The 19824-nt window shown below is 63.4% G+C and carries 22 protein-coding genes; 20 read left to right on the top strand and 2 right to left on the bottom strand.

The genetic code is table 11. The features are described from left to right. Positions 1 to 10: 10 nt before the first annotated feature. A complete protein-coding gene (gene trxC / locus PSH76_RS02315) occupies positions 11 to 445 on the top strand; it encodes a thioredoxin TrxC (RefSeq protein ID WP_032893915.1) in 435 nt (144 codons plus the stop codon). A gap of 131 nt (positions 446 to 576) precedes the next feature. Here the strand turns inward: trxC and PSH76_RS02310 are convergent, their stop codons facing one another. Next, positions 577 to 792 carry a DUF6124 family protein gene (locus tag PSH76_RS02310; RefSeq protein WP_047712416.1) on the bottom strand — a complete coding sequence of 72 codons (216 nt, stop codon included), beginning with the start codon at positions 790 to 792 and terminating at the stop codon, positions 577 to 579. Between the two features lie 895 nt (positions 793 to 1687). Further along, positions 1688 to 2458 carry a ParA family protein gene (locus PSH76_RS02305; protein WP_003187956.1) on the bottom strand — a complete coding sequence of 257 codons (771 nt, stop codon included), beginning with the start codon at positions 2456 to 2458 and terminating at the stop codon, positions 1688 to 1690. Between the two features lie 314 nt (positions 2459 to 2772). On the opposite strand from PSH76_RS02305, the gene PSH76_RS02300 reads away from it, so the two are divergent. The 19 genes from PSH76_RS02300 to PSH76_RS02210 all read left to right on the top strand — a co-directional run bounded on the left by PSH76_RS02300 (position 2773) and on the right by PSH76_RS02210 (position 19819). Beyond that, on the top strand, positions 2773 to 3492 hold the full coding sequence (locus tag PSH76_RS02300) for a beta-ketoacyl synthase chain length factor (RefSeq protein WP_032893917.1): 720 nt from the start codon (positions 2773 to 2775) through the stop codon (positions 3490 to 3492). Continuing rightward, positions 3468 to 4280, top strand: a complete 813-nt coding sequence (locus tag PSH76_RS02295) for a 1-acyl-sn-glycerol-3-phosphate acyltransferase (protein WP_032893918.1) — start codon at positions 3468 to 3470, stop codon at positions 4278 to 4280. Before PSH76_RS02300 ends, PSH76_RS02295 begins: the two co-directional genes overlap by 25 nt. Continuing rightward, positions 4258 to 4527 (top strand): phosphopantetheine-binding protein, encoded by a 270-nt coding sequence (locus tag PSH76_RS02290; protein ID WP_032893919.1) that lies wholly within the window; start codon positions 4258 to 4260, stop codon positions 4525 to 4527. Before PSH76_RS02295 ends, PSH76_RS02290 begins: the two co-directional genes overlap by 23 nt. Before the next feature lie 9 nt (positions 4528 to 4536). Next, positions 4537 to 4791 carry an acyl carrier protein gene (locus PSH76_RS02285; protein ID WP_003187949.1) on the top strand — a complete coding sequence of 85 codons (255 nt, stop codon included), beginning with the start codon at positions 4537 to 4539 and terminating at the stop codon, positions 4789 to 4791. Next, positions 4788 to 5333 carry a membrane protein gene (locus PSH76_RS02280; RefSeq protein WP_032893920.1) on the top strand — a complete coding sequence of 182 codons (546 nt, stop codon included), beginning with the start codon at positions 4788 to 4790 and terminating at the stop codon, positions 5331 to 5333. Before PSH76_RS02285 ends, PSH76_RS02280 begins: the two co-directional genes overlap by 4 nt. Then, on the top strand, positions 5330 to 7000 hold the full coding sequence (locus PSH76_RS02275) for an acyl-CoA synthetase family protein (RefSeq protein WP_305493536.1): 1671 nt from the start codon (positions 5330 to 5332) through the stop codon (positions 6998 to 7000). Before PSH76_RS02280 ends, PSH76_RS02275 begins: the two co-directional genes overlap by 4 nt. Positions 7001 to 7149: 149 nt before the next feature. Further along, positions 7150 to 7884 carry a glycosyltransferase family 2 protein gene (locus tag PSH76_RS02270; RefSeq protein WP_138761709.1) on the top strand — a complete coding sequence of 245 codons (735 nt, stop codon included), beginning with the start codon at positions 7150 to 7152 and terminating at the stop codon, positions 7882 to 7884. Continuing rightward, on the top strand, positions 7881 to 8816 hold the full coding sequence (locus PSH76_RS02265) for a glycosyl transferase (RefSeq protein ID WP_305493535.1): 936 nt from the start codon (positions 7881 to 7883) through the stop codon (positions 8814 to 8816). The genes PSH76_RS02270 and PSH76_RS02265 overlap by 4 nt, the downstream gene beginning before the upstream one ends. Further along, positions 8800 to 10341 (top strand): histidine ammonia-lyase, encoded by a 1542-nt coding sequence (gene hutH, locus PSH76_RS02260; protein ID WP_278916497.1) that lies wholly within the window; start codon positions 8800 to 8802, stop codon positions 10339 to 10341. The genes PSH76_RS02265 and hutH overlap by 17 nt, the downstream gene beginning before the upstream one ends. After that, positions 10334 to 10759: a thioesterase family protein gene (locus tag PSH76_RS02255; protein WP_054896218.1), complete on the top strand. Its 426-nt coding sequence runs from the start codon at positions 10334 to 10336 to the stop codon at positions 10757 to 10759. The genes hutH and PSH76_RS02255 overlap by 8 nt, the downstream gene beginning before the upstream one ends. Beyond that, positions 10756 to 11439, top strand: coding sequence for an outer membrane lipoprotein carrier protein LolA (locus tag PSH76_RS02250; protein ID WP_050499451.1), 684 nt, complete (start codon positions 10756 to 10758; stop codon positions 11437 to 11439). The genes PSH76_RS02255 and PSH76_RS02250 overlap by 4 nt, the downstream gene beginning before the upstream one ends. Beyond that, positions 11411 to 13741, top strand: a complete 2331-nt coding sequence (locus tag PSH76_RS02245; RefSeq protein ID WP_305493534.1) for an MMPL family transporter — start codon at positions 11411 to 11413, stop codon at positions 13739 to 13741. The genes PSH76_RS02250 and PSH76_RS02245 overlap by 29 nt, the downstream gene beginning before the upstream one ends. Before the next feature lie 33 nt (positions 13742 to 13774). Further along, entirely contained in the window at positions 13775 to 15022 is a 1248-nt protein-coding gene (locus PSH76_RS02240) for an NAD(P)/FAD-dependent oxidoreductase (RefSeq protein WP_098949767.1), read from the top strand. Beyond that, positions 15019 to 15768, top strand: a complete 750-nt coding sequence (locus PSH76_RS02235) for a class I SAM-dependent methyltransferase (protein ID WP_098949768.1) — start codon at positions 15019 to 15021, stop codon at positions 15766 to 15768. The genes PSH76_RS02240 and PSH76_RS02235 overlap by 4 nt, the downstream gene beginning before the upstream one ends. Further along, the gene (locus PSH76_RS02230; RefSeq protein WP_278918186.1) at positions 15765 to 16247 is read left to right on the top strand and encodes a hypothetical protein; all 483 of its coding nucleotides are present in this window, start codon (positions 15765 to 15767) and stop codon (positions 16245 to 16247) included. The genes PSH76_RS02235 and PSH76_RS02230 overlap by 4 nt, the downstream gene beginning before the upstream one ends. After that, positions 16244 to 17410 carry a beta-ketoacyl-[acyl-carrier-protein] synthase family protein gene (locus tag PSH76_RS02225; RefSeq protein ID WP_305493533.1) on the top strand — a complete coding sequence of 389 codons (1167 nt, stop codon included), beginning with the start codon at positions 16244 to 16246 and terminating at the stop codon, positions 17408 to 17410. The genes PSH76_RS02230 and PSH76_RS02225 overlap by 4 nt, the downstream gene beginning before the upstream one ends. Continuing rightward, a complete protein-coding gene (locus tag PSH76_RS02220) occupies positions 17407 to 17868 on the top strand; it encodes a hotdog family protein (RefSeq protein WP_003187930.1) in 462 nt (153 codons plus the stop codon). Before PSH76_RS02225 ends, PSH76_RS02220 begins: the two co-directional genes overlap by 4 nt. Beyond that, complete coding sequence (gene fabG / locus PSH76_RS02215) at positions 17865 to 18593, top strand: 3-oxoacyl-ACP reductase FabG (RefSeq protein WP_032893932.1); 729 nt, start codon at positions 17865 to 17867, stop codon at positions 18591 to 18593. The genes PSH76_RS02220 and fabG overlap by 4 nt, the downstream gene beginning before the upstream one ends. Further along, positions 18593 to 19819, top strand: a complete 1227-nt coding sequence (locus tag PSH76_RS02210) for a beta-ketoacyl-ACP synthase (RefSeq protein WP_032893933.1) — start codon at positions 18593 to 18595, stop codon at positions 19817 to 19819. The genes fabG and PSH76_RS02210 overlap by 1 nt, the downstream gene beginning before the upstream one ends. The last annotated feature ends 5 nt before the right edge of the window (positions 19820 to 19824 follow it).

The raw sequence follows: 19824 nt of genomic DNA, 5'->3' as shown, positions 1-19824 counted from the left end.
GGAGCCCCCGATGTCCGAACCTCTTGTAATCCCCTGCCCACATTGCAACGGCCTCAACCGCATCCCCGGCGAACGCCTGGGTGACGCGCCCAAGTGCGGGCGTTGCAAGCAGCCGGTGTTGCTGAACAAACCCTTTGATTTGAAACAGGGCGACTATGCCAGCCAGATCAAGGGCGACCTGCCGCTTTTGGTCGATGTGTGGGCCGACTGGTGCGGGCCGTGCAAGTCGTTTGCGCCGGTATTCGAACAAGCCGCCGGGCAGTTGGAAGGCAAGTGCCGGCTGGCGAAGCTGGACAGTGAAGCTAACCAGCAACTATCGGCGCAGCTGGGGATTCGTTCGATTCCCAGTTTGATCCTGTTCAAGAACGGCCGCGAAGTAGCGCGCCAGAGCGGGGCATTCCCGTTGCCGCAGTTGATGAGCTGGTTGCGTAGCCAGGGGGTGTAAACAGCCCCCCTCAAACAACTCGGTCAATGTGGGAGCTGGCTTGCCTGCGATGCAGGCGACTCGGTCTGCCTGGTACACCGAGGTGATGCCATCGCAGGCAAGCCAGCTCCCACATTGAATGCATTTCAGCTTCAGGTCAGCGGGGCTTCGCGGTCCATCATCTGGCTGACCAGCATGACGCCCAATTCGCTTAACTGGTGGATGGCCAGCGCTACGTCGCGGTGTTCGCCGGTGAGGTCGTTGGACAGGTTGAGCAGCAAGGTGCGCACCGAAGAGAAGGTTTCGTAGCTGTTGAGCACGAGGGTTTCGGTGGGGAGGTTGGGTGAAACGGTATAGAGGTTAGCCATGGATCGTCTCCGGGTTGAGGAGCCGCAACCAGCCCGCTACTAAACGGAGGGTGGCAGCTGTACGCAGGTTAGTAGACCGGGGAGACGCAACCGGCGCGCTCGAAAGCGCCCTCCGTACAGCCACCATCGAATCCAGGAAGATCCTGATCGACGATTTGCCGTACGTCTCACCACGGGCTACTAAACCCGATCACTGAACATTCAGCGACCGGCAAACCTTAGAGACGCCCATCCAGACGCACAAGCCGGCGGATTCTGGCGTAGCTGTAGGCAAGGTTACAAGGCACAAGCCCAATTGCCAGACCCGTCCTACAGACCCTGTGGGACAAATCCAACTCACCCGCCGAAATGCCCCCCCACAATTAACCGCGCCCTACCACCCACTCCACGATGCGAAGCGAGCCGCTCTTGATCTTGATCTGCTTTTGATCTCAGGCGCCCCGTTAAACCACGCTGGCCGGAATTCGACAGGGATTTGGGGGGTAAACCGGCAGGGATGCCGGTTTAGCCGCCCCGCGCCATGGATGGCGCGTGGCGGCGGCCCCCCAAATCACTGGCGGATTACGGGCACACCGAGCCTAAGCGAGGTGCCGAGTGGTGGGGCAAGAGCGTTTTGCTTACTTTTGCGCTTTTCAAAAGTGAGCCGCCGTCAGGGCGGAACCCTAAGTGGCCGTTACCGCAGCAATGGATATGCACACAATCCAACCGTGTTGACCGCCAGGCCGCCTTCGCGAGCAAGCCCGCTCCCACAGTTTGACCGCGGGGTGTCAGGGAGATAGGTGTCGGCTGTTGGGCCGTCTTCGCAGGCAAGCCAGCTCCCACATTTGGATCGCGGTGCCTCAGCTAGATCAGCGTCGGCTATCACGGGCAAGCCCGGCCCCCACAGTGTTCGAGGTCAGGCGTTTTCCAGCAAGTTATGCAGCTCCACAAACTGCTGCGTCAGCTTATGCCGCGGATCCAGATGAATCAGCGGCTTACTCTCCTGGTGCGACTCACGCATACGCACCGAGCTGGCCAGGTACACCGGCAATACCGGCAACCCTTCGGCAATCAACTCATCGAGAATCTGCTGCGGCAAACTTGCACGAGCCTGGAACTGGTTGACCACAATACCTTCCACTTCCAAGCCTTCGTTATGGTCATCCTTCAACTCTTCGATCTCAGCCAGCAGGCCATACAAAGCCTGGCGCGAGAAACTGTCGCAATCGAAGGGAATCAACACCCGATCAGCCGCAATCAGCGCCGAAACCGCATAAAAATTCAGCGCTGGCGGCGTATCCAGGTAAATCCGGTCGTAATCCTCGCTCAATTCATCCAGCAGCTTTCGCAGCTTGTTGATCTTGTGCTTGGCCTCAAGCTTGGGCTGCAGGTCAGCCAGTTCCGGGGTGGCGGTGATCACATGCAGGTTGTCGAAGGGCGTTTCGTAGATATCCACCCTGTTCTTCTTCGAAAACGGCCCCGTAGACAAAGTTTGCTTGAAAAAATCCGCGATCCCCATAGGGATGTCGTCACCCGTCAGCCCGGTGAGGTACTGGGTGGAGTTGGCCTGTGCATCGAGGTCCACCAACAGGGTTCGATAACCTTCGCTGGCGCTGACCGCCGCCAGGTTGCAGGCGATGCTGGACTTGCCCACACCGCCTTTTTGATTGAACACCACGCGCCGCATGGAAAAACCTCCGTGTATCAATGAATGCCCGAGTGTAGAGCGCAAAAGCGCCCATTAGCTACCTCGTTCATCCGGGCGCCGCATCTGGCTAACAAACAAATAGGAGTGCGCCTATTCCACGGTCGATCAGCCATGACCAACAATCTGTAAGTTCTTCCAACTTATTTGTGATCAATAGTGAACAAATTTTCACCACTATTTGCTAGAACCCCACGGCACCGGGATAATGCGCGCCATTCGGCCATTGCTCCCTGTCCCGGCATCCGGGGCCACTGGCCGCACATGGAAGCCCGCAGGGGCGGGATAACTTCTCAGTGATCAACTTCAACATCGCCCAATGGCGCGCCTGGGCTCCTGGCCTTGAGAGTGCGGACGACTGGCACGCCTGGTGCCGGGACCCGGTGTTGCCGCCTGCCAGCGAAGCGTCCCCCGATGTGTCATTTTTGCCAGCGATGCAGCGCCGCCGCTTGAGCCGGCTGGCGCGCATGGCATTCAGCGTCGGCTGGCCGCTGGCCGAGGGCCTAGAAGACCTGCCGCTGGTGTTCATTTCCCGCCACGGCGAAACCCCGCGCACCCTGGACATCCTCAGCGACCTGGCCAACGAGCAGCCGCTGTCGCCCACTCAGTTCAGCCTGTCGGTGCATAACGCGGTGATCGGCCTGTGGTCGATCCTGCGCAATGAAACCAGCGAGATGACCGCCCTCGCCGCCGCCGGCGATGGCCTCGAACACGGCCTGCTCGAAGCCGCCGCGTTGCTCAACGAAGGCGCCCCCGCCGTGTTGCTGGTGATCACCGAAGAACAGCCGCCCCAAGCCTATGCCAGCTGGATCACGGATGTGCCCTTCCCCTACGCCCTCGGCCTGTTGCTCACGCCGGGCGACGAGTGGCAACTGGAACTCACCACTGGCACTGTCCAACTCACTCAAACCCAGTGGCCCCACGCCCTGAACCTGCTGCGCACCCTGCTGACCGATCAGGGCGCCTGCCAACATGCCTGGAAGAACCGAGTATGGAACTGGCAACGCAAGCCCTGACCCACAAGCCACGGCAGGCCTATTACTGGCGCCTGTTCGCCACGGCCCTCAGCTTTTGCCTGTTTGGCATCGGCGGGCTGTGCCTACGTTTGCTGGTGTTTCCGCTGCTCAGTTGCCTGCCGGGCGATGCCAGCCAGCATCAACGGCGCGCACGCCACACCATTAGTTGCCTGTTCTGGTTTTTTATTCGCTTGATGAAGGGCCTGGGCATTCTCACCTACAGCGTCGAGGGTGCCGAAAAGCTTGGCCGCCCTGGCCAGATGATCGTCGCCAACCACCCGTCGCTGATCGACGTGGTGTTCCTGATCGGCCTGATGCGCCAGACCAACTGCGTGGTCAAGCAGAGCCTGTTCCGGAACCCGTTCACCCGCAGCCCGGTGCGCGATGCCGGCTACATCAGCAACGACGGCAGCGCCGACATGCTCGATGCCGCAGCCGACGCCCTGCGCGCCGGCCAAACGCTGATCATCTTTCCCGAAGGCACCCGCACCACGCCCGGCGCGGCGCCGGCCTTTCATCGCGGCGGTGCAGCCATTGCGCTGCGCGGTGCGACAATCATCACGCCAGTGGTGATCAAGGTCAGCCCCACCACCTTGACCAAGGCCGAACCCTGGTATCGCATCCCCCACCGTCGATTTCACTTCAGTTTGCGCGTGGGCGCCGATATAGAACCACAGGCGTTCGCCGCGCTCGGCGCCGCGCCCCAGGCTTCACGCAAGCTCAACGATCACCTGCATCACTATTTCATTAAGGAGCTCGCCGAAGATGAGCGACCAACACCGCCTTGAGCACGACATAAAGCTGCTGATCATCGAGGCCCTGGGCCTGGAAGACATCAGCGCCGAGGATATTGGCAGCGACCAGACCCTGTTTGGCGAAGGCCTGGGCCTGGACTCGGTCGATGCCCTGGAATTGGGCCTGGCGATCCAGAAAACCTACGGCATCAAAATTGATGCCGACGCCAAGGACACCCGCAATCACTTCACCAACGTGGCCAGCCTTGCGGCGTTCGTCACGGCCCGACAGGCAGCTTGAGACCGTACCATGCAAACTCGTGACGATATTTTCAACACCCTGCGCGACGCCTTGGTGGAACTGTTTGAACTGCCCCCGGAACGCGTCACCTTGGACGCCAACCTGTACCAGGACCTGGAAATCGACAGCATCGACGCCGTGGACCTGATCGACCACATCAAGCGCCAGACCGGCAAGAAGATCGCCGCAGAGGAATTCAAGGCAGTGCGCACGGTGAACGACGTGGTAGAGGCGGTGTACCGTCTGGTCCAGCCCGCCGCATGAGCCGGCTGATCGGCCTTGGCCTGTTATTGGCGGGGCTGCTGTACCCCTTCGCGGTGTATTACGGCACCGAGCACTTTGCACCGTGGCAGTTTGGCTTATTGCTGGGCAGCCTGTGGCTGTTGCGCGCGCTCACCGCTGCGCAGCGCCCGGGCAGCCGTTGGATGGCGGTGGTGGTGATCGTGTTTTGCCTGGCGCTGGCCTGGTTCGATAACCCGCAGTGGCTGCGCTGGTACCCGAGCCTGGTCAGCGGGTTCATGCTGGCGTTGTTTGGCCTGAGCCTGAAATACGGCCCGCCGATGGTCGAGCGCCTGGCGCGCATGACCGACCCGCACCTGCCGCCCCACGCGGTGGTGTATACCCGCCAGGTCACCCTGGTGTGGAGTGTGTTTTTTCTCTGTAATGGCCTGCTCGCCGCCGCGCTCACTTTGTGGGCGCCGCTGAGCTGGTGGACGTTGTACAACGGCCTGATCGCCTACGGCTTGATGGGCCTGTTGTTTGCCGTGGAATGGCTGGTACGACAAAGGGTTCGAGGCCGCGTATGAAAGGGTTGAAACTTGAGCACTTGCTGCTTGAGCCACTGCAAGATCGCGGGGTGACCACCGAGCCCGCCATGAATCACGCGCAACTGTGCGAGCGCTCCTTGAGCCTCGCCGCAGGCTTGCAGGCCCGGGGCATCCGGCGCCTGGCCGTGCACCTGGAAGACGCCGGGCTGCTGGCGATTGCGCTGCTGGGCGCCTGGCGGGCCGGTGCGAGCGTGCTGCTGCCCGCCGACCTGCAACCCCAGACTCGCCAACGCTGGGCCGCTGCCGTGGATGCTTGGCTGGTGGACGCCAGCGATCTGGACGCGCTGTATCAAGCACCCTTGAGCGCCGCCGCCCTCGACCTGGACAGCTGCCAACTGAGCCTGTGCACCTCCGGTTCCAGCGGCGAGCCCAAGCGCATCGACAAAACACTGCGCCAACTGGCCAACGAAGTGCAGGCCCTGGAAGCGCTGTGGGGCGCAGACCTCAAAAGCGCCTGCATCATCGGCAGCGTCGCTACCCAGCATATCTACGGCTTGCTGTTTCGCGTGTTGTGGCCGCTGTGCGCCGGCCGCACCTTTGTGCGCAAGCAACTGGCGTTCCCTGAAGACATGCAGCGCGCCAGCCGTGAGCACCCACAGTTTGCCTGGGTGGCCAGCCCCGCACTGCTCAAGCGCATGGGCGACAACCTCGACTGGCCGGCACTGAGCCAGGTGGCACGGGTGTTTTCCTCCGGTGGCGCGTTGCCGGTTGATGCGGCCGGCAGCCTCTACGACCGCTTGCAGCAATGGCCCACAGAAATCCTCGGCAGCTCGGAAACCGGCGGTATCGCCTGGCGTCAGGGCGCGCAACCCTGGCAGCCGTTTGCCGATGTGCAACTGAGCCAGGATGCTGAAGGAGCACTGCGCATCGCCTCGCCATACCTGCCCGCAGGGCACATCGAACAAACCGCCGACGCCGCACGCATCCATGCCGATGGCCGGTTTGAACTGCTGGGCCGCCTGGACCGTATCGTCAAGCTGGAAGAAAAACGCATCTCCCTGCCGATGCTGGAACAGGCGCTGATCGCCCATGACTGGGTGGCCGACACCCGCCTGGGCGTGGTGCAGGAAAACCGCGCGTCCCTGGGCGCCGTGGTGGTGCTCAGCGACGCGGGGCTGCATGCCCTGCGCAACCAGGGGCGCCGCACCCTCACCCAAACCCTGCGCCAGCACTTGAGCCAACATTGCGAAGCCCTGGCCTTGCCGCGCCGCTGGCGTGTGCTTCGCCAATTGCCGCTGAACAGCCAGGGCAAGCTGCCCCAGGCCGATATCGAAGCCTTGTTGCTGGCACCTCGCCCCAAAAGCCCGGAGGTGTTGGCGCAAGTCGAAACCGAAGGTGAATGGACCTTGCAACTGAGCATCCCACCGGACCTGGCCTATTTCAGCGGGCACTTCCCGGTCACCCCGGTATTGCCAGGGGTGGTGCAGGTGGAATGGGCGTTCAACCTGGGCCAGCAATTGCTCGGCCTGCCAACCCGGTTCGCCGGCATGGAAGTGCTCAAGTTCCAGCAACTGGTGCGCCCTGGCGATCAGATCGAACTGCACCTGCGCTTCGATCGGGAGCGTAGCAAGCTGTACTTCGCCTATCGCAATGGGGTTGCTGCCTGCTCAAGTGGGCGGATAGTGCTGGAGGCCGCGCATGCATAAGCCGGGTGAGCACTTCGTGCTCAATCGCGGGCAAGCCCGCTCCCACACTGGTTCGGTGTCGGCCAACAATCTTGTGTGCACAGCAAGTCCAATGTGGGAGCTGGCTTGCCTGCGATGCAGGCGGCCCGGTGTATCAGGTGCCCCCCATCATGCATAACCCCTGCGCTTTAATCCCGGTGTACAACCACGAAGCCGCCGTGCCGGCCGTGGTCCACAGTGTGCTGAAAAGCGGCCTGCCCTGCCTCTTGGTCGACGATGGCAGCAGCCCCGCCTGCGCAGCAGTGCTGGCACACCTGGCGACGTTGGACAACGTCACCCTGCTGACCCTGCCCAGCAACCAGGGCAAGGGCGGTGCCGTGATGGCCGGTTTCCGCGAAGCGGCGCGCCTGGGCTATACCCACGCCCTGCAAGTGGACGCCGACGGCCAGCACGACCTGCGCGAAGTCGAGACCTTTATCCACACCTCGCGCCAGCACCCCGACGCCGTCATCTGCGGCTACCCCGAATACGACGACAGCGTGCCCAAGGGCCGCCTGTACGCACGTTACCTGACCCACGTGTGGGTGTGGATCAACACCCTGTCGCTTGAGATTCGCGACTCGATGTGCGGCTTTCGCGTATACCCGCTGGCGCCGACCCTAGCGCTGATGGACTCGGCCTACATCGGCACGCGCATGGATTTCGACTCGGACATCCTGGTGCGCCTGGCCTGGCGCAACCAGCCTATGCGCTGGCTGCCCACCCAGGTGCATTACCCCGCCGATGGCCTGTCGCACTTTCGCTTGTTGCGCGACAACCTGCGCATCAGCGCCATGCACACGCGGTTGTTCTTCGGCATGCTGGTGCGCGCGCCGATGATCCTGTGGCGACGGTGGCAAGCATGAACGACAGCACCAAGCATTGGGCCGACCGCGAGGAACGCGGCAGCTTCTGGCTGATGAAATTCACTGCGGTCGCGGTCAAAGTCCTCGGCCGTCGACTGTTGAGCCCGTTGCTCTACAGCATCGTGTTTTACTTCTTTCTGTTCGGCCGCACCGCGCGCCACAGCGCCTGGCAATACCAGCAGCTCCTGGCGCAGTGGAGCGGGCGCGATGACTTGCTGCCGAGCCACCGCACCGTCTTTGCCCAGTTCATGGCCTTCGCCGACTCGCTGCTGGACAAGCTCGACGTGTGGAACGGCAAGCTGCGCCTGGAGCAAATCGAGATCAACGACCCGGCGCAGTTGCGCAGCCAACTGCGTGGCGAGCGCGGGCAGATGCTGGTGGGCGCGCACCTGGGCAACCTGGAAGTCTGCCGCGCCCTGGCGGAGATTGGTGAACAGGTCACCATGAATGTACTGGTGCACACCAAGCACGCCGAGCGTTTCAACCGCCTGCTGGGCGAGGCCGGCGCGACCCATTTACGCTTGATCCAGGTCAGTGAACTGGACCCTGCGACCATGCTGCTGCTCAGCCAGCGCCTGGACGATGGCGAGTGGCTGGCGATTGCCGGCGACCGCATCCCGCTGCACGGCGGGCGCACGGTGCGGGTGGATTTCCTCGGACACACGGCGGCGTTCCCCCAAGGCCCATGGCTGCTGGCGGGCTTGCTCAAATGCCCGGTCAATCTGCTGATGTGCCTCAAGCACCAGGGTCGCTATCGCCTGACTATCGAGCCCTTTGCCGATTTGATCGAATGGAAACGCAGCACCCGCGAGCAGGTCATCGCTGTGTGGGCCGCCCGCTACGCCGCACGCCTGGGCCAGTTCTGCCTGCAAGCGCCCCAACAATGGTTCAACTTTTACCCTTTCTGGAAGACCGATGACGACGCCTCTTGAGCCCATCACCTTTGGTGAACGCCCCCTGCGCATCGAAGACGTGCTGGCCCTGGCCAACCGCCAGGTGCCCACTCGCCTGCAGGACGATGCCGCGTACCGCCAGCGCATCGCCAAGGGCGCGCAGTTCCTCGACTCGCTGCTGGACAAGGAAGGCGTGATCTACGGCGTGACCACCGGCTACGGCGACTCCTGCGTGGTGGCGGTGCCACTGGAACACGTCGAAGCGTTGCCGCGTCACCTGTACACCTTTCACGGTTGCGGCCTGGGCAAGTTGCTTGACGCTCAAGCCACCCGCGCCGTGTTGGCGGCTCGCTTGCAGTCGCTGTGCCATGGCGTGTCGGGCGTTCGCGTGGAGCTGCTGGAACGCCTGCACGCCTTCCTCGAAAACGATGTGCTGCCACTGATCCCGGAAGAAGGCTCGGTGGGCGCCAGCGGTGATCTGACGCCGCTGTCCTACGTGGCCGCGACCTTGTCCGGCGAACGCGAGGTGCTGTTCCGTGGCGAACGCCGCCCGGCGGCCGATGTACACCGCGAACTGGGCTGGGAGCCGCTGGTACTGCGGCCCAAGGAAGCCCTGGCACTGATGAACGGCACCGCCGTGATGACCGGCCTGGCCTGCCTGGCCTTCGCCCGCGCCGACTACCTGTTGCAACTGGCCACGCGCATCACCGCCCTCAACGTGGTGGCGCTGCAAGGCAACCCGGAACACTTCGACGAGCGCCTGTTCGCTGCCAAGCCGCACCCTGGGCAGATGCAAGTCGCCGCGTGGCTGCGCAAGGACCTGGCCATCGACGCGCCCACCGCACCGCTGCACCGCCTGCAAGACCGCTATTCGCTGCGCTGCGCGCCCCATGTGCTCGGCGTATTGGCGGACAGCCTGAACTGGCTGCGCTCGTTCATCGAGATCGAACTGAACAGCGCCAACGACAACCCGATCATCGATGCCGAAGAAGAACGTGTGCTGCACGGCGGGCATTTCTACGGCGGGCATATCGCCTTCGCCATGGACAGCCTCAAGACCCTGGTCGCCAACGTGGCCGACCTGCTCGACCGCCAGCTCGCACTGTTGGTGGACGTGCGCTACAACCATGGCCTGCCGAGCAACCTGTCGGGCGCCCCGGCTGAACGCGCGATGATCAACCACGGCTTTAAGGCCGTGCAGATCGGCACCAGCGCCTGGACCGCCGAAGCACTGAAAAACACCATGCCGGCCAGCGTGTTCTCGCGCTCCACCGAGTGCCACAACCAGGACAAAGTGAGCATGGGCACCATCGCTGCCCGCGATGCGATCCGCGTGCTGGAGCTGACCGAACAGGTCGCCGCCGCGACCCTGCTCGCCGCCAACCAGGGCGTGTGGCTGCGCGCCCAGGCCGAGGATGCCCGCCCACTGCCACCGGCGCTGGCCGCGATGCATGCAGAGCTGGCCCAGGACTTTGCGCCGGTCATCGAAGACCGCGCCCTGGAAGGCGAACTGCGCCTGTGCCTGCAACGCATCGCCGCGCAACACTGGAGGCTGCATGCGTAGCCCCGGCGTGTTGCACAGCGACACTGAAATCCTCGTGCCGTTTTTCGACATCGACACCATGAACGTGGTGTGGCACGGGCATTACGTGAAGTACCTGGAAGTGGCGCGCTGTGCGTTACTGGACAAGATCGGCCATAACTACACGGCGATGCTCGAAGCCGGCTACGCGTGGCCGGTGATCGACATGCAGCTTCGTTATGTGCGCGGCGCGACCTTCGGCCAGACGATCAACGTGCGCGCCAGCCTGGTGGAATGGGAGAACCGTTTGAAGGTGAACTACCTGATTACCGACCTGGCCAGCGGCGAGCGCTTGACCCGCGCCAGCACCGTGCAAGTGGCGGTGCAAATCGCCAGCCGCGAGATGCAACTGGCCTCGCCCAAAGTCTTCACCGACGCCGTAGAGAGAGCCCTGAAATGAGCCCCCCTGTAGGAGCGAGCTTGCTCGCGAAGATCGCCAACGATAACGCTGGGTACCTGACAGCCCGTGGGGCCCTCAGGTTTTTCGCGAGCAAGCTCGCTCCTACAGTGGCGGCGTTGTTGCTGAGCTTCAGTGCCCACGCCTTCGACCTGCAGCAGTTGAGCGATCAGCTTGGCAAACCCTCCGTCATCCACGGCCACTTCACCCAGGAAAAACACCTGCGCGCCCTGCCCCAGCCGCTAGTGAGCAAAGGCACCTTCGTGCTCGCCAAGGATCACGGCCTGCTGTGGCTGTTGAAAACTCCGCTGCAACAGGACTATCGCATCACCTCCCAAGGCATTGCCCGTCGCGATGCCAATGGCTGGCAGTTGCTGCCAAACAAGAGTGCCGGCGCCGAACAGAATCGTTTGTTCCTGGCGGTACTGCAGGGTGACAGCAGTGGCCTGCAACGCGACTTCGAGCTGCAACTGCAAGGTGAGGCCCAACAGTGGAAGCTGACGCTGACCCCACGCTCGCTGCTGCTCAAGCAAGTGTTCAGCCAGATCAATATCGACGGCGGCGCGCTGGTGCACAGCATTGAACTGCTGGAAACCCAAGGCGACAGCACGTTGTTGCGCATGCAGGACAGCACGGCCGACCAGCCCCTGAGCGATGCGGAGCAACACGACTTTGCCCAGTGAGCGCCTGCTGCCGCGCCTGTTCCTGACCCTGCTGGTGGCCGTGCTGGCCCTGGCCGGCTGGCAGTGGCGCGATGGCGCGCCATTGTCGGCCAACCTGATGGAGCTGGTGCCCGGCAGCACGCCAGACGCCCTGGAGCTGCAAGCCGAACAGCGCATGCAAGAGCCGCTCAACCGCGAAATGCTGGTGCTGGTGGGGCATGCCGACCGCCAGCAAGCGGTAGCCGTGTCGCAGCAACTGGGTGAGCGCTGGCAGGCCAGTGGCCTGTTTGAAAAGGTGCAGTGGAACCTGCAAGCCGACTTGCCAGCGTTGCGCGAACAGCTGTTGCGCGGGCGCTTGTCGATGCTCTCAGCCAAAGACCGCGAGCAACTGATCCAACAGCCGGACGCGTTCATCCATCAACGCGTGCAATCGCTGTTCGACCCCTTCACCGGCTTCAGCCTGGTGCCCAGCCAGGACGATTGGCTCGGCCTCACCGGGCGCATTCAGAACAGCCAGCCGCAACACGGTGCGGTGCAAATGGACATCGGCAGCGGTGCCTTGATCGCCGATGCCGACGGCAAGAGCTGGGTGCTGCTGCGGGCGCGCACCACCGGCAACGCCTTCGACATGAAGCTGCCGCTGCAAGTGGCGGACTTGCTAAAAGCCAGCCGCGAGCAAGCCGGCGCACACGGCGCGCAACTGCTCGCCGCCAGCGGTTTGCTGTATGCGGCCAACGGGCAACAGCAGGCCACGCGGGAAATGACCTGGGTCGGCGGCGGCGCCACCCTGGGCATCCTGTTGTTGCTGCTGCTGGCGTTCCGGCGCTGGCGGGTGTTGCTGGCGTTCGTGCCGGTGCTGGTGGGCATGCTGTTTGGCGCGGTGGCGTGTGTGGCGCTGTTTGGGCATATGCATGTGATGACCCTGGTACTGGGTTCCAGCCTGATCGGCGTGGCGGTGGATTACCCACTGCATTACCTGTCCAAAAGCTGGAGCCTGCAACCGTGGCGCAGTTGGCCGGCATTGCGCCTGACCCTGCCGGGGCTGAGCCTGAGCCTGGCCACCAGCGCTATCGGTTATCTGGCGCTGGCCTGGACGCCGTTCCCGGCGCTGACCCAAATTGCGGTGTTCTCCGCCGCCGGCCTTGTAGGTGCCTATTTGTGTGGCGTGTGCCTGTTGCCCGCGCTGCTCAAGGGCGTGGAACTGCGCCCGGCGCAATGGCCGCTGCGTGTAGCCCAAAGCTTATGGCAGCTACGCACAGCCCTGCTCAAACGCGTGCCCAGTTCGGTGCTGCTGGTGTGGGTGCTGCTGTTCTGCGCGGCGGGCCTGTGGCAACTGAACACAAAAAACGATATCCGCCAATGGATCGGTGCGCCGCCGCAGTTGCTGCACGAAGCCCAGGCCGTGGCGCGCATCACCGGGTTCCAGCCCACCAGCCAGTTTTTCCTGGTGCGGGCGAGCAATCAGCAACAGTTGCTGGAACGCCAGGCCGCCCTGGGCAAACGCTTGGATCAATTGGTGCAGATGGACAAGCTCCAGGGCTACCTGGCGCTCAATCAACTGGTCAGCCTCCCCGACGAACAACAACAGCTGCGCGAAGCGCTGAACAACCTGGCGCCACACTGGCAACCGCTACTGGACCTCGGTGTGCCCCTCACTGCCCTGCAAGCCGAAGTGGCGCAGTTGCAGGCTCTGCCCACCGCAGACATCGACGCCGCACTGCAAGGCCCACTGGCCGAGCCCTGGCGCACGCTGTGGCTAGGCCCGGTGGACGGCGGCGTGGCGGCCATGGTCAGCCTGCAAGGCTTGAACAACCCGGCGCTGCTGCGGGTGCAGGCGCTGGACTTGCCCGGTGTGCAACTGGTGGATCGCCTGGGTGACTTGAACCGGGTGTTTGCCGACACGCAGATCAGCGCTGCCGAATTGAAGTTGCTGTCGTGCGTGCTGATCGTGCTGTTGCTGATTGCGCCCTTCGGCTTTGGCGGAGCCCTGCGTATCGTCGCCCTGCCGCTGCTGGCCGCGTTGTGCAGCCTGGCCAGCCTCGGTTGGCTGGGCCAGCCGCTGACGTTGTTCAGCCTGTTTGGCCTATTGCTGGTCACGGCCATCAGCGTTGACTATGCGATTTTGATGCGCGAGCAGATCGGCGGCCCTGCCGTGAGCCTGTTGGGAACACTGCTGGCGGCGCTGACAACCTGGTTGTCGTTCGGCCTGCTGGCGGTCTCCAGTACACCGGCCGTGAGTAATTTCGGCTTGTCGGTCAGCCTGGGCCTGGCGTTCAGCTTTATGCTGGCGCCCTGGGCCGGCAGGCAGAAACACGCCTTATGAATGTGATTAGCGCCCATGCGGCAAGGAGCCCTCGTGCCCACAGTTGAAATGGAACGTCGCCAGGTGGTGGTGATCGGTGCCGGGCCTTCCGGTGCCATCGCGGCCGCGCTGTTAAAGCGCAAAGGGCATGATGTATTGATCATCGAGCGCGAGCATTTCCCGCGCTTCTCGATTGGCGAAAGCCTGCTGTCACACTGCATCGATTTTATCGAAGAAGCCGGCATGCTCGACGCGGTGCAAGCGGCAGGCTTCCAGGTAAAAACCGGCGCGGCCTTCGCCTGGGGCGAGCGCTACAGTGCTTTTGATTTCAGCGACACCTTCAGCAACGGCAAGCCCACCACCTTCCAGGTGCAGCGCGGCGAGTTCGACAAGTTGCTGGCCGACCAGGCCGCGTTGCAAGGCGTGGAAATCCGCTATGGCCAAACCATCGTCGGCGTGGATTTTTCTGCCGAGAGCCGGTACCTGCATGTGCGCCGCGAGAATGGCAGCGAGTACCACCTCAAGGCCAGGTTCGTGCTCGATGCCAGCGGCTATGGCCGTGTGTTGCCACGCCTGCTGGACCTGGAAGCACCGTCGAATTTCCCGCTGCGCCAGGCCGTGTTCACCCACGTCGAAGACCGTATCGAACACCCAGGCTTTGACCGCAGCAAAATCCTGGTGACCACTCACCCGACCAAGCGCGACATCTGGTTCTGGACCATCCCGTTCAGTAACGGCCGCTGCTCGGTGGGCGTGGTCGCGGCCAAGGAGCATTTTGAGGCCACGGGCAGCGACCTCGACGCCTGCCTGCGCGGCTTTATCGAGCAAACCCCAAGCCTGTCCGGCGTGCTGCAAAATGCCGTGTGGGACACCCCGGCGCGCACCATCGGCGGCTACTCGGCCAACGTCAAAACCCTGCACGGCCCAGGCTTTGCGCTGCTGGGCAATGCGGCAGAATTCCTCGACCCGGTGTTCTCCTCCGGCGTGACCATTGCCATGCGCTCAGCGAGCATGGCCGCAGGGGTGCTGCACCGCCAATTGAGCGGCGAAACGGTGGACTGGCAAACCGAATTTGCCGAACCGCTCAAACGCGGTGTCGATACCTTCCGTTGCTACGTCGAAGGCTGGTATGCGGGCACGTTCCAGGACGTGATTTTCCATCCTGGCAGTTCACCGGAGATTCGCCGCATGATCAGCTCGATCCTGGCCGGTTACGCCTGGGATGAACGCAACCCGTTTGTCAGCGAGCCCAAGCGGCGCTTGCGGATGCTGTCTGAAATTTGTGCGAGTGAGCCGGTATGAGCAGCCCAGGCGTTGAAAAAAACTACCTGAGTCCAAACTACGTCGAAGAAACCAAGTTCGGTTTCTGGTTCCTGCGCAGCCACACCTGGCAGCATCACGTGTTGCGCGTGGCGATCAATGACCTGCGCAGCCTGTTCAGCGAGCCGCTACCGGTGGCGCCGGTGTTGTTGGATGCCGGTTGCGGCCAGGGCAAATCCTTCCAGTTGCTGCATCAGGTGTTTGCGCCTTCGCGCCTGATCGGCCTGGATGCCGACCCCCACAGCCTGGCACTGAGCCGCGAAGAAGCTGCGCGCCTGGGGCTGGACGTCGAGCTGATCGGCAGCGACTGCGCGACCCTCAACGTGCCGGATGCCAGTGTCGATATCCTGTTCTGCCACCAGACCTTCCACCATCTGGTGGAGCAACATCGCGCACTCAAGGAGTTCTATCGGGTGCTCAAGCCGGGCGGCTATTTGCTGTTTGCCGAATCCACCGAAGCCTACATCGACACCTGGGTGATTCGCTGGTTGTTCCGCCACCCGATGCATGTGCAGAAAAGCGCCGAAGAGTACCTGGAGATGCTGCGCGAGCAGGGCTTTGAGTTCGCTGCGCAGAACGTTTCGTACCCCTACTTGTGGTGGAGCCGTTCCAGTGACTTCGGCCTGCTGGAACGCTGGGGCCTGCGCAAGGCGCCGCCAGTGGGCCAGCGCGAGGAAACCCTGGTCAACTGCGTAGCGCGTAAACCTGTGGAGAATGCGGCCCCATGATGCGCCTGCTGTTGATAAGTTGCCTGTTGCTGCTCGGCGCCTGCGCCAGCCAGGCGCCGCTACCGGAGAAAATGCCGGCGCTGACCTTGCCGATGCAATTGCATGTGCAGCGCCTGGCAGACGGCCAGAGCCAGGACTGGCTGCTGGTGATCCAGCGCGAAGGCCAAGCGCTTCGCTGGTCGATGATGGACCCGCTGGGCATTCCCCTGGCCCGGCAAAAACTGCTCGATGGGCAGTGGCAGGCAGACGGCTTGCTGCCGCCCAATCCACAAGCGCGCACGCTATTTGCCGCGCTGCTGTTTGCCCTCACCGCGCCCGGTGACGTACCGGCGTTGTATCCGACTGCCCAGGCCATGGACCTGACGCGCACGCTGCCGGGCCACTGGCAGATTGTTTATCAGTCTTCCGAGGTGTTCCGCGTGAACATGGCCGACCCGCCGTTGAGTTACCGCATCACCCCGCTGGGTGTGAGCCGATGACCGCCCACCTCAATGCCCTTGGCATAATCTGCGCCCTGGGCCGTGGCCAGGCGCAAGTCAGCCGCAACCTGTTTGCCGGCGACTGCTCAGGCATGCGCGCCGAAGGCGGCTGGGTGCCGGAGCGCGCAGTGCCGGTGGCCGCCGTACAGGGTGAACTGGCGAGCCTGCCCCCGGAACTGGCCGAGCAAAGCAGCCGCAATAACCAGTTGCTGCTGGAAGCGGCGCTGCAGATCGAGGATGAGATTCGTCAGGCCATCCAGACCTACGGCCCTGGCCGGGTCGGGGTTGTGCTCGGCACCAGCACCTCGGGCATTGACGAAGCCAGCCGTGGCATTGCCCATTACCTGCAGAACACGCAGTTCCCCGCCGACTACGACTACCAGCAACAGGAACTCAGCGCCCCGGCCAACTTCCTCGCCGACTGGTTGAAGGTGAGCGGCCCGGCTTATGTCATTTCCACCGCCTGCACCTCCAGCGCCCGTGCATTGATGAGCGCCCAGCGCCTGTTGGACCTGGGGGTGTGCGATGCAGTGATCTGCGGCGGCGTGGACAGCCTGTGCAAGCTGACGCTGAACGGGTTTACCGCGCTGGAAGCGGTGTCTGCCGAGCGCTGTAATCCGTTTTCGGTGAACCGCAACGGCATCAACATCGGTGAAGCGGCGGTGCTGTTCCTGATGAGCCGCGAGCCGGCGCCCATCGCCTTGCTGGGCAGCGGCGCCAGTTGCGACGCACACCATATCTCCGCGCCCGAACCCAGTGGCAAGGGCGCGGTGCTGGCCATGCGCAAGGCCCTGGCCAGTGCAAAACTTTCGCCCGAGCAGATCGGCTACCTGAACCTGCACGGCACCGCGACCCAACACAACGACGCCATGGAAAGCCTGGCCGTCGCCAGTCTGTTTCCCGGCGGCGTCGCTTGCTCATCGACCAAGCCCATGACCGGCCACACCCTCGGCGCGGCCGGGGCCCTGGAAGCCGCGTTCTGCTGGCTGAGCCTGACCCATCGCCTGCTGCCACCCCACGTATGGGACGGGCACCCCGACCCGGCGCTGCCCGCGCTGCAATGGGTGCGCAGCGGCGATACCCTGAAAAGGCCCTGCCTGATGAGCAACTCGTTTGCCTTCGGCGGTAACAATGTCAGCCTGATAATCGCAGAGGCCCCATGATCGATTGGCCACTTGCCGAACTGCTGCCCCATGCGGGCGACATGATCCTGATCGACCAGGTGCTGTCGTTCGATGAAGAGCAGATCCACACCCGCGTCACCGTCAAGCCCGGTGGCCTGTTCAACCGCGCTGACGGCAGCCTGCCGGCCTGGGTCGGCATCGAGCTGATGGCGCAAAGCGTCGCCGCGTATGCCGGTTGCCATGCACGCCAGCAAGGCAAGGCGGTGGAGCTGGGTTTCCTGTTGGGCACGCGTAAGTTCGAGTGCAACGTGGAGCACTTTGCGGCCGGCGCCGAACTGAACATCCACGGCCTGCGCTCCCTGGAAGACGACAACGGCATGGGTGTGTTCGAATGCCACCTCACCGGCGACGGTATCCAGGCCAGCGCGCGCTTGAACGTATTTCGACCGCCCCAGGCGGCCAACTATTTAGCTGAATCGAAGGACGAAACGCCATGACTGAATCCGTACTGGTCACCGGCTCCAGCCGTGGCATCGGCCGCGCCATTGCCCTGCGCCTGGCCCAGGCCGGCCATGACATCGTGCTGCATTGCCGCAGCGGCCGTGCCGAAGCCGACGCGGTACAGCTCGAGGTCCAAGCCCTGGGGCGCAAGGCGCGGGTGCTGCAGTTCGACGTGGCGGATCGCGCTGCGTGCAAAGAGATCCTTGAGGCCGATGTGGAGCAGCATGGCGCCTATTACGGTGTGGTGCTCAATGCCGGCCTGACCCGCGACGGCGCCTTTCCTGCCCTGTCGGAAGACGATTGGGATGTGGTGATGCGCACCAACCTGGATGGGTTCTACAACGTGCTGCACCCGGTGATGATGCCGATGATTCGGCGCCGCGCCGCCGGGCGTATCGTGTGCATCACCTCGGTGTCCGGGCTGATCGGCAACCGCGGCCAGGTCAACTACAGCGCGTCCAAAGCCGGCTTGATCGGCGCGGCCAAGGCACTGGCCATTGAATTGGGCAAGCGCAAGATCACCGTCAACTGCGTGGCGCCGGGCCTGATCGACACCGCGATGCTGGATGAAAACGTGCCGGTAGAAGAACTGATGAAAATGATCCCGGCCCAACGCATGGGCACGCCGGAAGAAGTCGCTGGCGCAGTGAATTTCCTGATGTCCGCCGAAGCCGGCTATATCACGCGCCAGGTGCTGGCCGTGAACGGGGGCCTGTGCTGATGAAGCGCGTTGTCGTTACCGGCATGGCCGGCGTGACCTCCCTGGGCAGCGACTGGGACACCATCGCCGCCAACTTTCGCGCCAACCGCAGCGGCATCCGGCGCATGGACGAGTGGGACCGTTTCACCGAATTGAATACGCGCCTGGCCGGCCCTATCGACGATTTCGTCGTGCCCGCGCACTGGACGCGCAAGCAGCTGCGCAGCATGGGCCGCGTCTCGCGCCTGGCCGTGTGGGCGGCGGAGCAGGCCTTGCAGGACGCCGGCCTGCTGGGTGACGAGTCGATCAAGGACGGGCGGATGGGCGTGGCCTGTGGCTCGTCCACCGGCAGCACCGATGAGATCAAGGCGTTCGGCAATATGCTGCTCAACTCGGTGGCCGAGGGGCTCAATGCCAACTCCTATGTGCGCATGATGCCCCACACCACGGCAGCGAATATCAGCATCTTCTTTGGCCTCACGGGCCGGCTGATTCCCACCTCCAGCGCCTGCACCAGCGGCAGCCAGGGCATTGGCTACGCCTATGAGGCGATCAAGTTCGGGCGCCTGCCGTTGATGCTCGCAGGCGGCGCGGAAGAACTGTGCCCCACCGAAGCCATGGTGTTCGATGCGTTGTACGCCACCAGCCTGAAAAACGATGCGCCGCAAACCAGCCCGCGCCCCTACGACAGCGGCCGCGATGGCCTGGTGATCGGTGAAGGTGGCGGCATGTTGGTGCTCGAAGAGTTGGAGCACGCACTCGCGCGAGGCGCGCATATTCACGCGGAGCTGGTTGGCTTCGGCAGCAACGCCGACGGCCAGCACACCACCCGCCCGGAACAGAAAACCATGCGCCGCGCCATGGAGCTGGCCCTGGAAGACGCAGGTCTTGAACCGTCCGCCATCGGCTACGTGAACGGCCACGGCACGGCTACCGATCAGGGCGACATTGCCGAAACCCTGGCCACCAGCAGCCTGTTTGGCAGCCGCATGCCGATCAGTTCGCAGAAGAGTTTCCTGGGGCACACCCTGGGTGCGTGCGGGGCGCTGGAATCGTGGTTCAGCATCGAGATGATGAACCGCGACCAGTACGTGCACACCTTCAACCTGGACGCGGTCGACCCGCAATGCGGCGAGCTGGACTACCTGCAAGGTGGCTTTCGCCAGATGCATAACGACTACGTGATGAACAACAACTTTGCCTTCGGCGGCGTCAACACCTCGTTGATCTTCCGCCGCTGGAGCTGACTTTT

Origin of the sequence: Pseudomonas sp. FP215 (assembly GCF_030687795.1) — a bacterium.
GTDB classification, from domain to species: Bacteria; Pseudomonadota; Gammaproteobacteria; order Pseudomonadales; family Pseudomonadaceae; genus Aquipseudomonas; species Aquipseudomonas salmasensis.
Note: the sequence above shows the minus strand (reverse complement) of the source record. Positions and strands in the feature narration are given on the sequence as shown.

Bases quoted from the DNA above. Each gene is read 5' to 3' on its own strand.
- PSH76_RS02245 (WP_305493534.1), top strand. From the start codon at position 11,411: ATGCGGAGCAACACGACTTTGCCCAGTGAGCGCCTGCTGCCGCGCCTG.
- PSH76_RS02250 (WP_050499451.1), top strand. From the start codon at position 10,756: ATGAGCCCCCCTGTAGGAGCGAGCTTGCTCGCGAAGATCGCCAACGAT.
- PSH76_RS02280 (WP_032893920.1), top strand. From the start codon at position 4,788: ATGAGCCGGCTGATCGGCCTTGGCCTGTTATTGGCGGGGCTGCTGTAC.
- PSH76_RS02220 (WP_003187930.1), top strand. From the start codon at position 17,407: ATGATCGATTGGCCACTTGCCGAACTGCTGCCCCATGCGGGCGACATG.
- PSH76_RS02255 (WP_054896218.1), top strand. From the start codon at position 10,334: ATGCGTAGCCCCGGCGTGTTGCACAGCGACACTGAAATCCTCGTGCCG.
- PSH76_RS02225 (WP_305493533.1), top strand. From the start codon at position 16,244: ATGACCGCCCACCTCAATGCCCTTGGCATAATCTGCGCCCTGGGCCGT.
- trxC (WP_032893915.1), top strand. From the start codon at position 11: ATGTCCGAACCTCTTGTAATCCCCTGCCCACATTGCAACGGCCTCAAC.
- PSH76_RS02235 (WP_098949768.1), top strand. From the start codon at position 15,019: ATGAGCAGCCCAGGCGTTGAAAAAAACTACCTGAGTCCAAACTACGTC.
- PSH76_RS02295 (WP_032893918.1), top strand. From the start codon at position 3,468: ATGGAACTGGCAACGCAAGCCCTGACCCACAAGCCACGGCAGGCCTAT.
- PSH76_RS02265 (WP_305493535.1), top strand. From the start codon at position 7,881: ATGAACGACAGCACCAAGCATTGGGCCGACCGCGAGGAACGCGGCAGC.
- PSH76_RS02285 (WP_003187949.1), top strand. From the start codon at position 4,537: ATGCAAACTCGTGACGATATTTTCAACACCCTGCGCGACGCCTTGGTG.
- PSH76_RS02305 (WP_003187956.1), bottom strand. From the start codon at position 2,458: ATGCGGCGCGTGGTGTTCAATCAAAAAGGCGGTGTGGGCAAGTCCAGC.
- fabG (WP_032893932.1), top strand. From the start codon at position 17,865: ATGACTGAATCCGTACTGGTCACCGGCTCCAGCCGTGGCATCGGCCGC.
- PSH76_RS02310 (WP_047712416.1), bottom strand. From the start codon at position 792: ATGGCTAACCTCTATACCGTTTCACCCAACCTCCCCACCGAAACCCTC.
- PSH76_RS02275 (WP_305493536.1), top strand. From the start codon at position 5,330: ATGAAAGGGTTGAAACTTGAGCACTTGCTGCTTGAGCCACTGCAAGAT.
- PSH76_RS02230 (WP_278918186.1), top strand. From the start codon at position 15,765: ATGATGCGCCTGCTGTTGATAAGTTGCCTGTTGCTGCTCGGCGCCTGC.
- PSH76_RS02270 (WP_138761709.1), top strand. From the start codon at position 7,150: ATGCATAACCCCTGCGCTTTAATCCCGGTGTACAACCACGAAGCCGCC.
- hutH (WP_278916497.1), top strand. From the start codon at position 8,800: ATGACGACGCCTCTTGAGCCCATCACCTTTGGTGAACGCCCCCTGCGC.
- PSH76_RS02210 (WP_032893933.1), top strand. From the start codon at position 18,593: ATGAAGCGCGTTGTCGTTACCGGCATGGCCGGCGTGACCTCCCTGGGC.
- PSH76_RS02290 (WP_032893919.1), top strand. From the start codon at position 4,258: ATGAGCGACCAACACCGCCTTGAGCACGACATAAAGCTGCTGATCATC.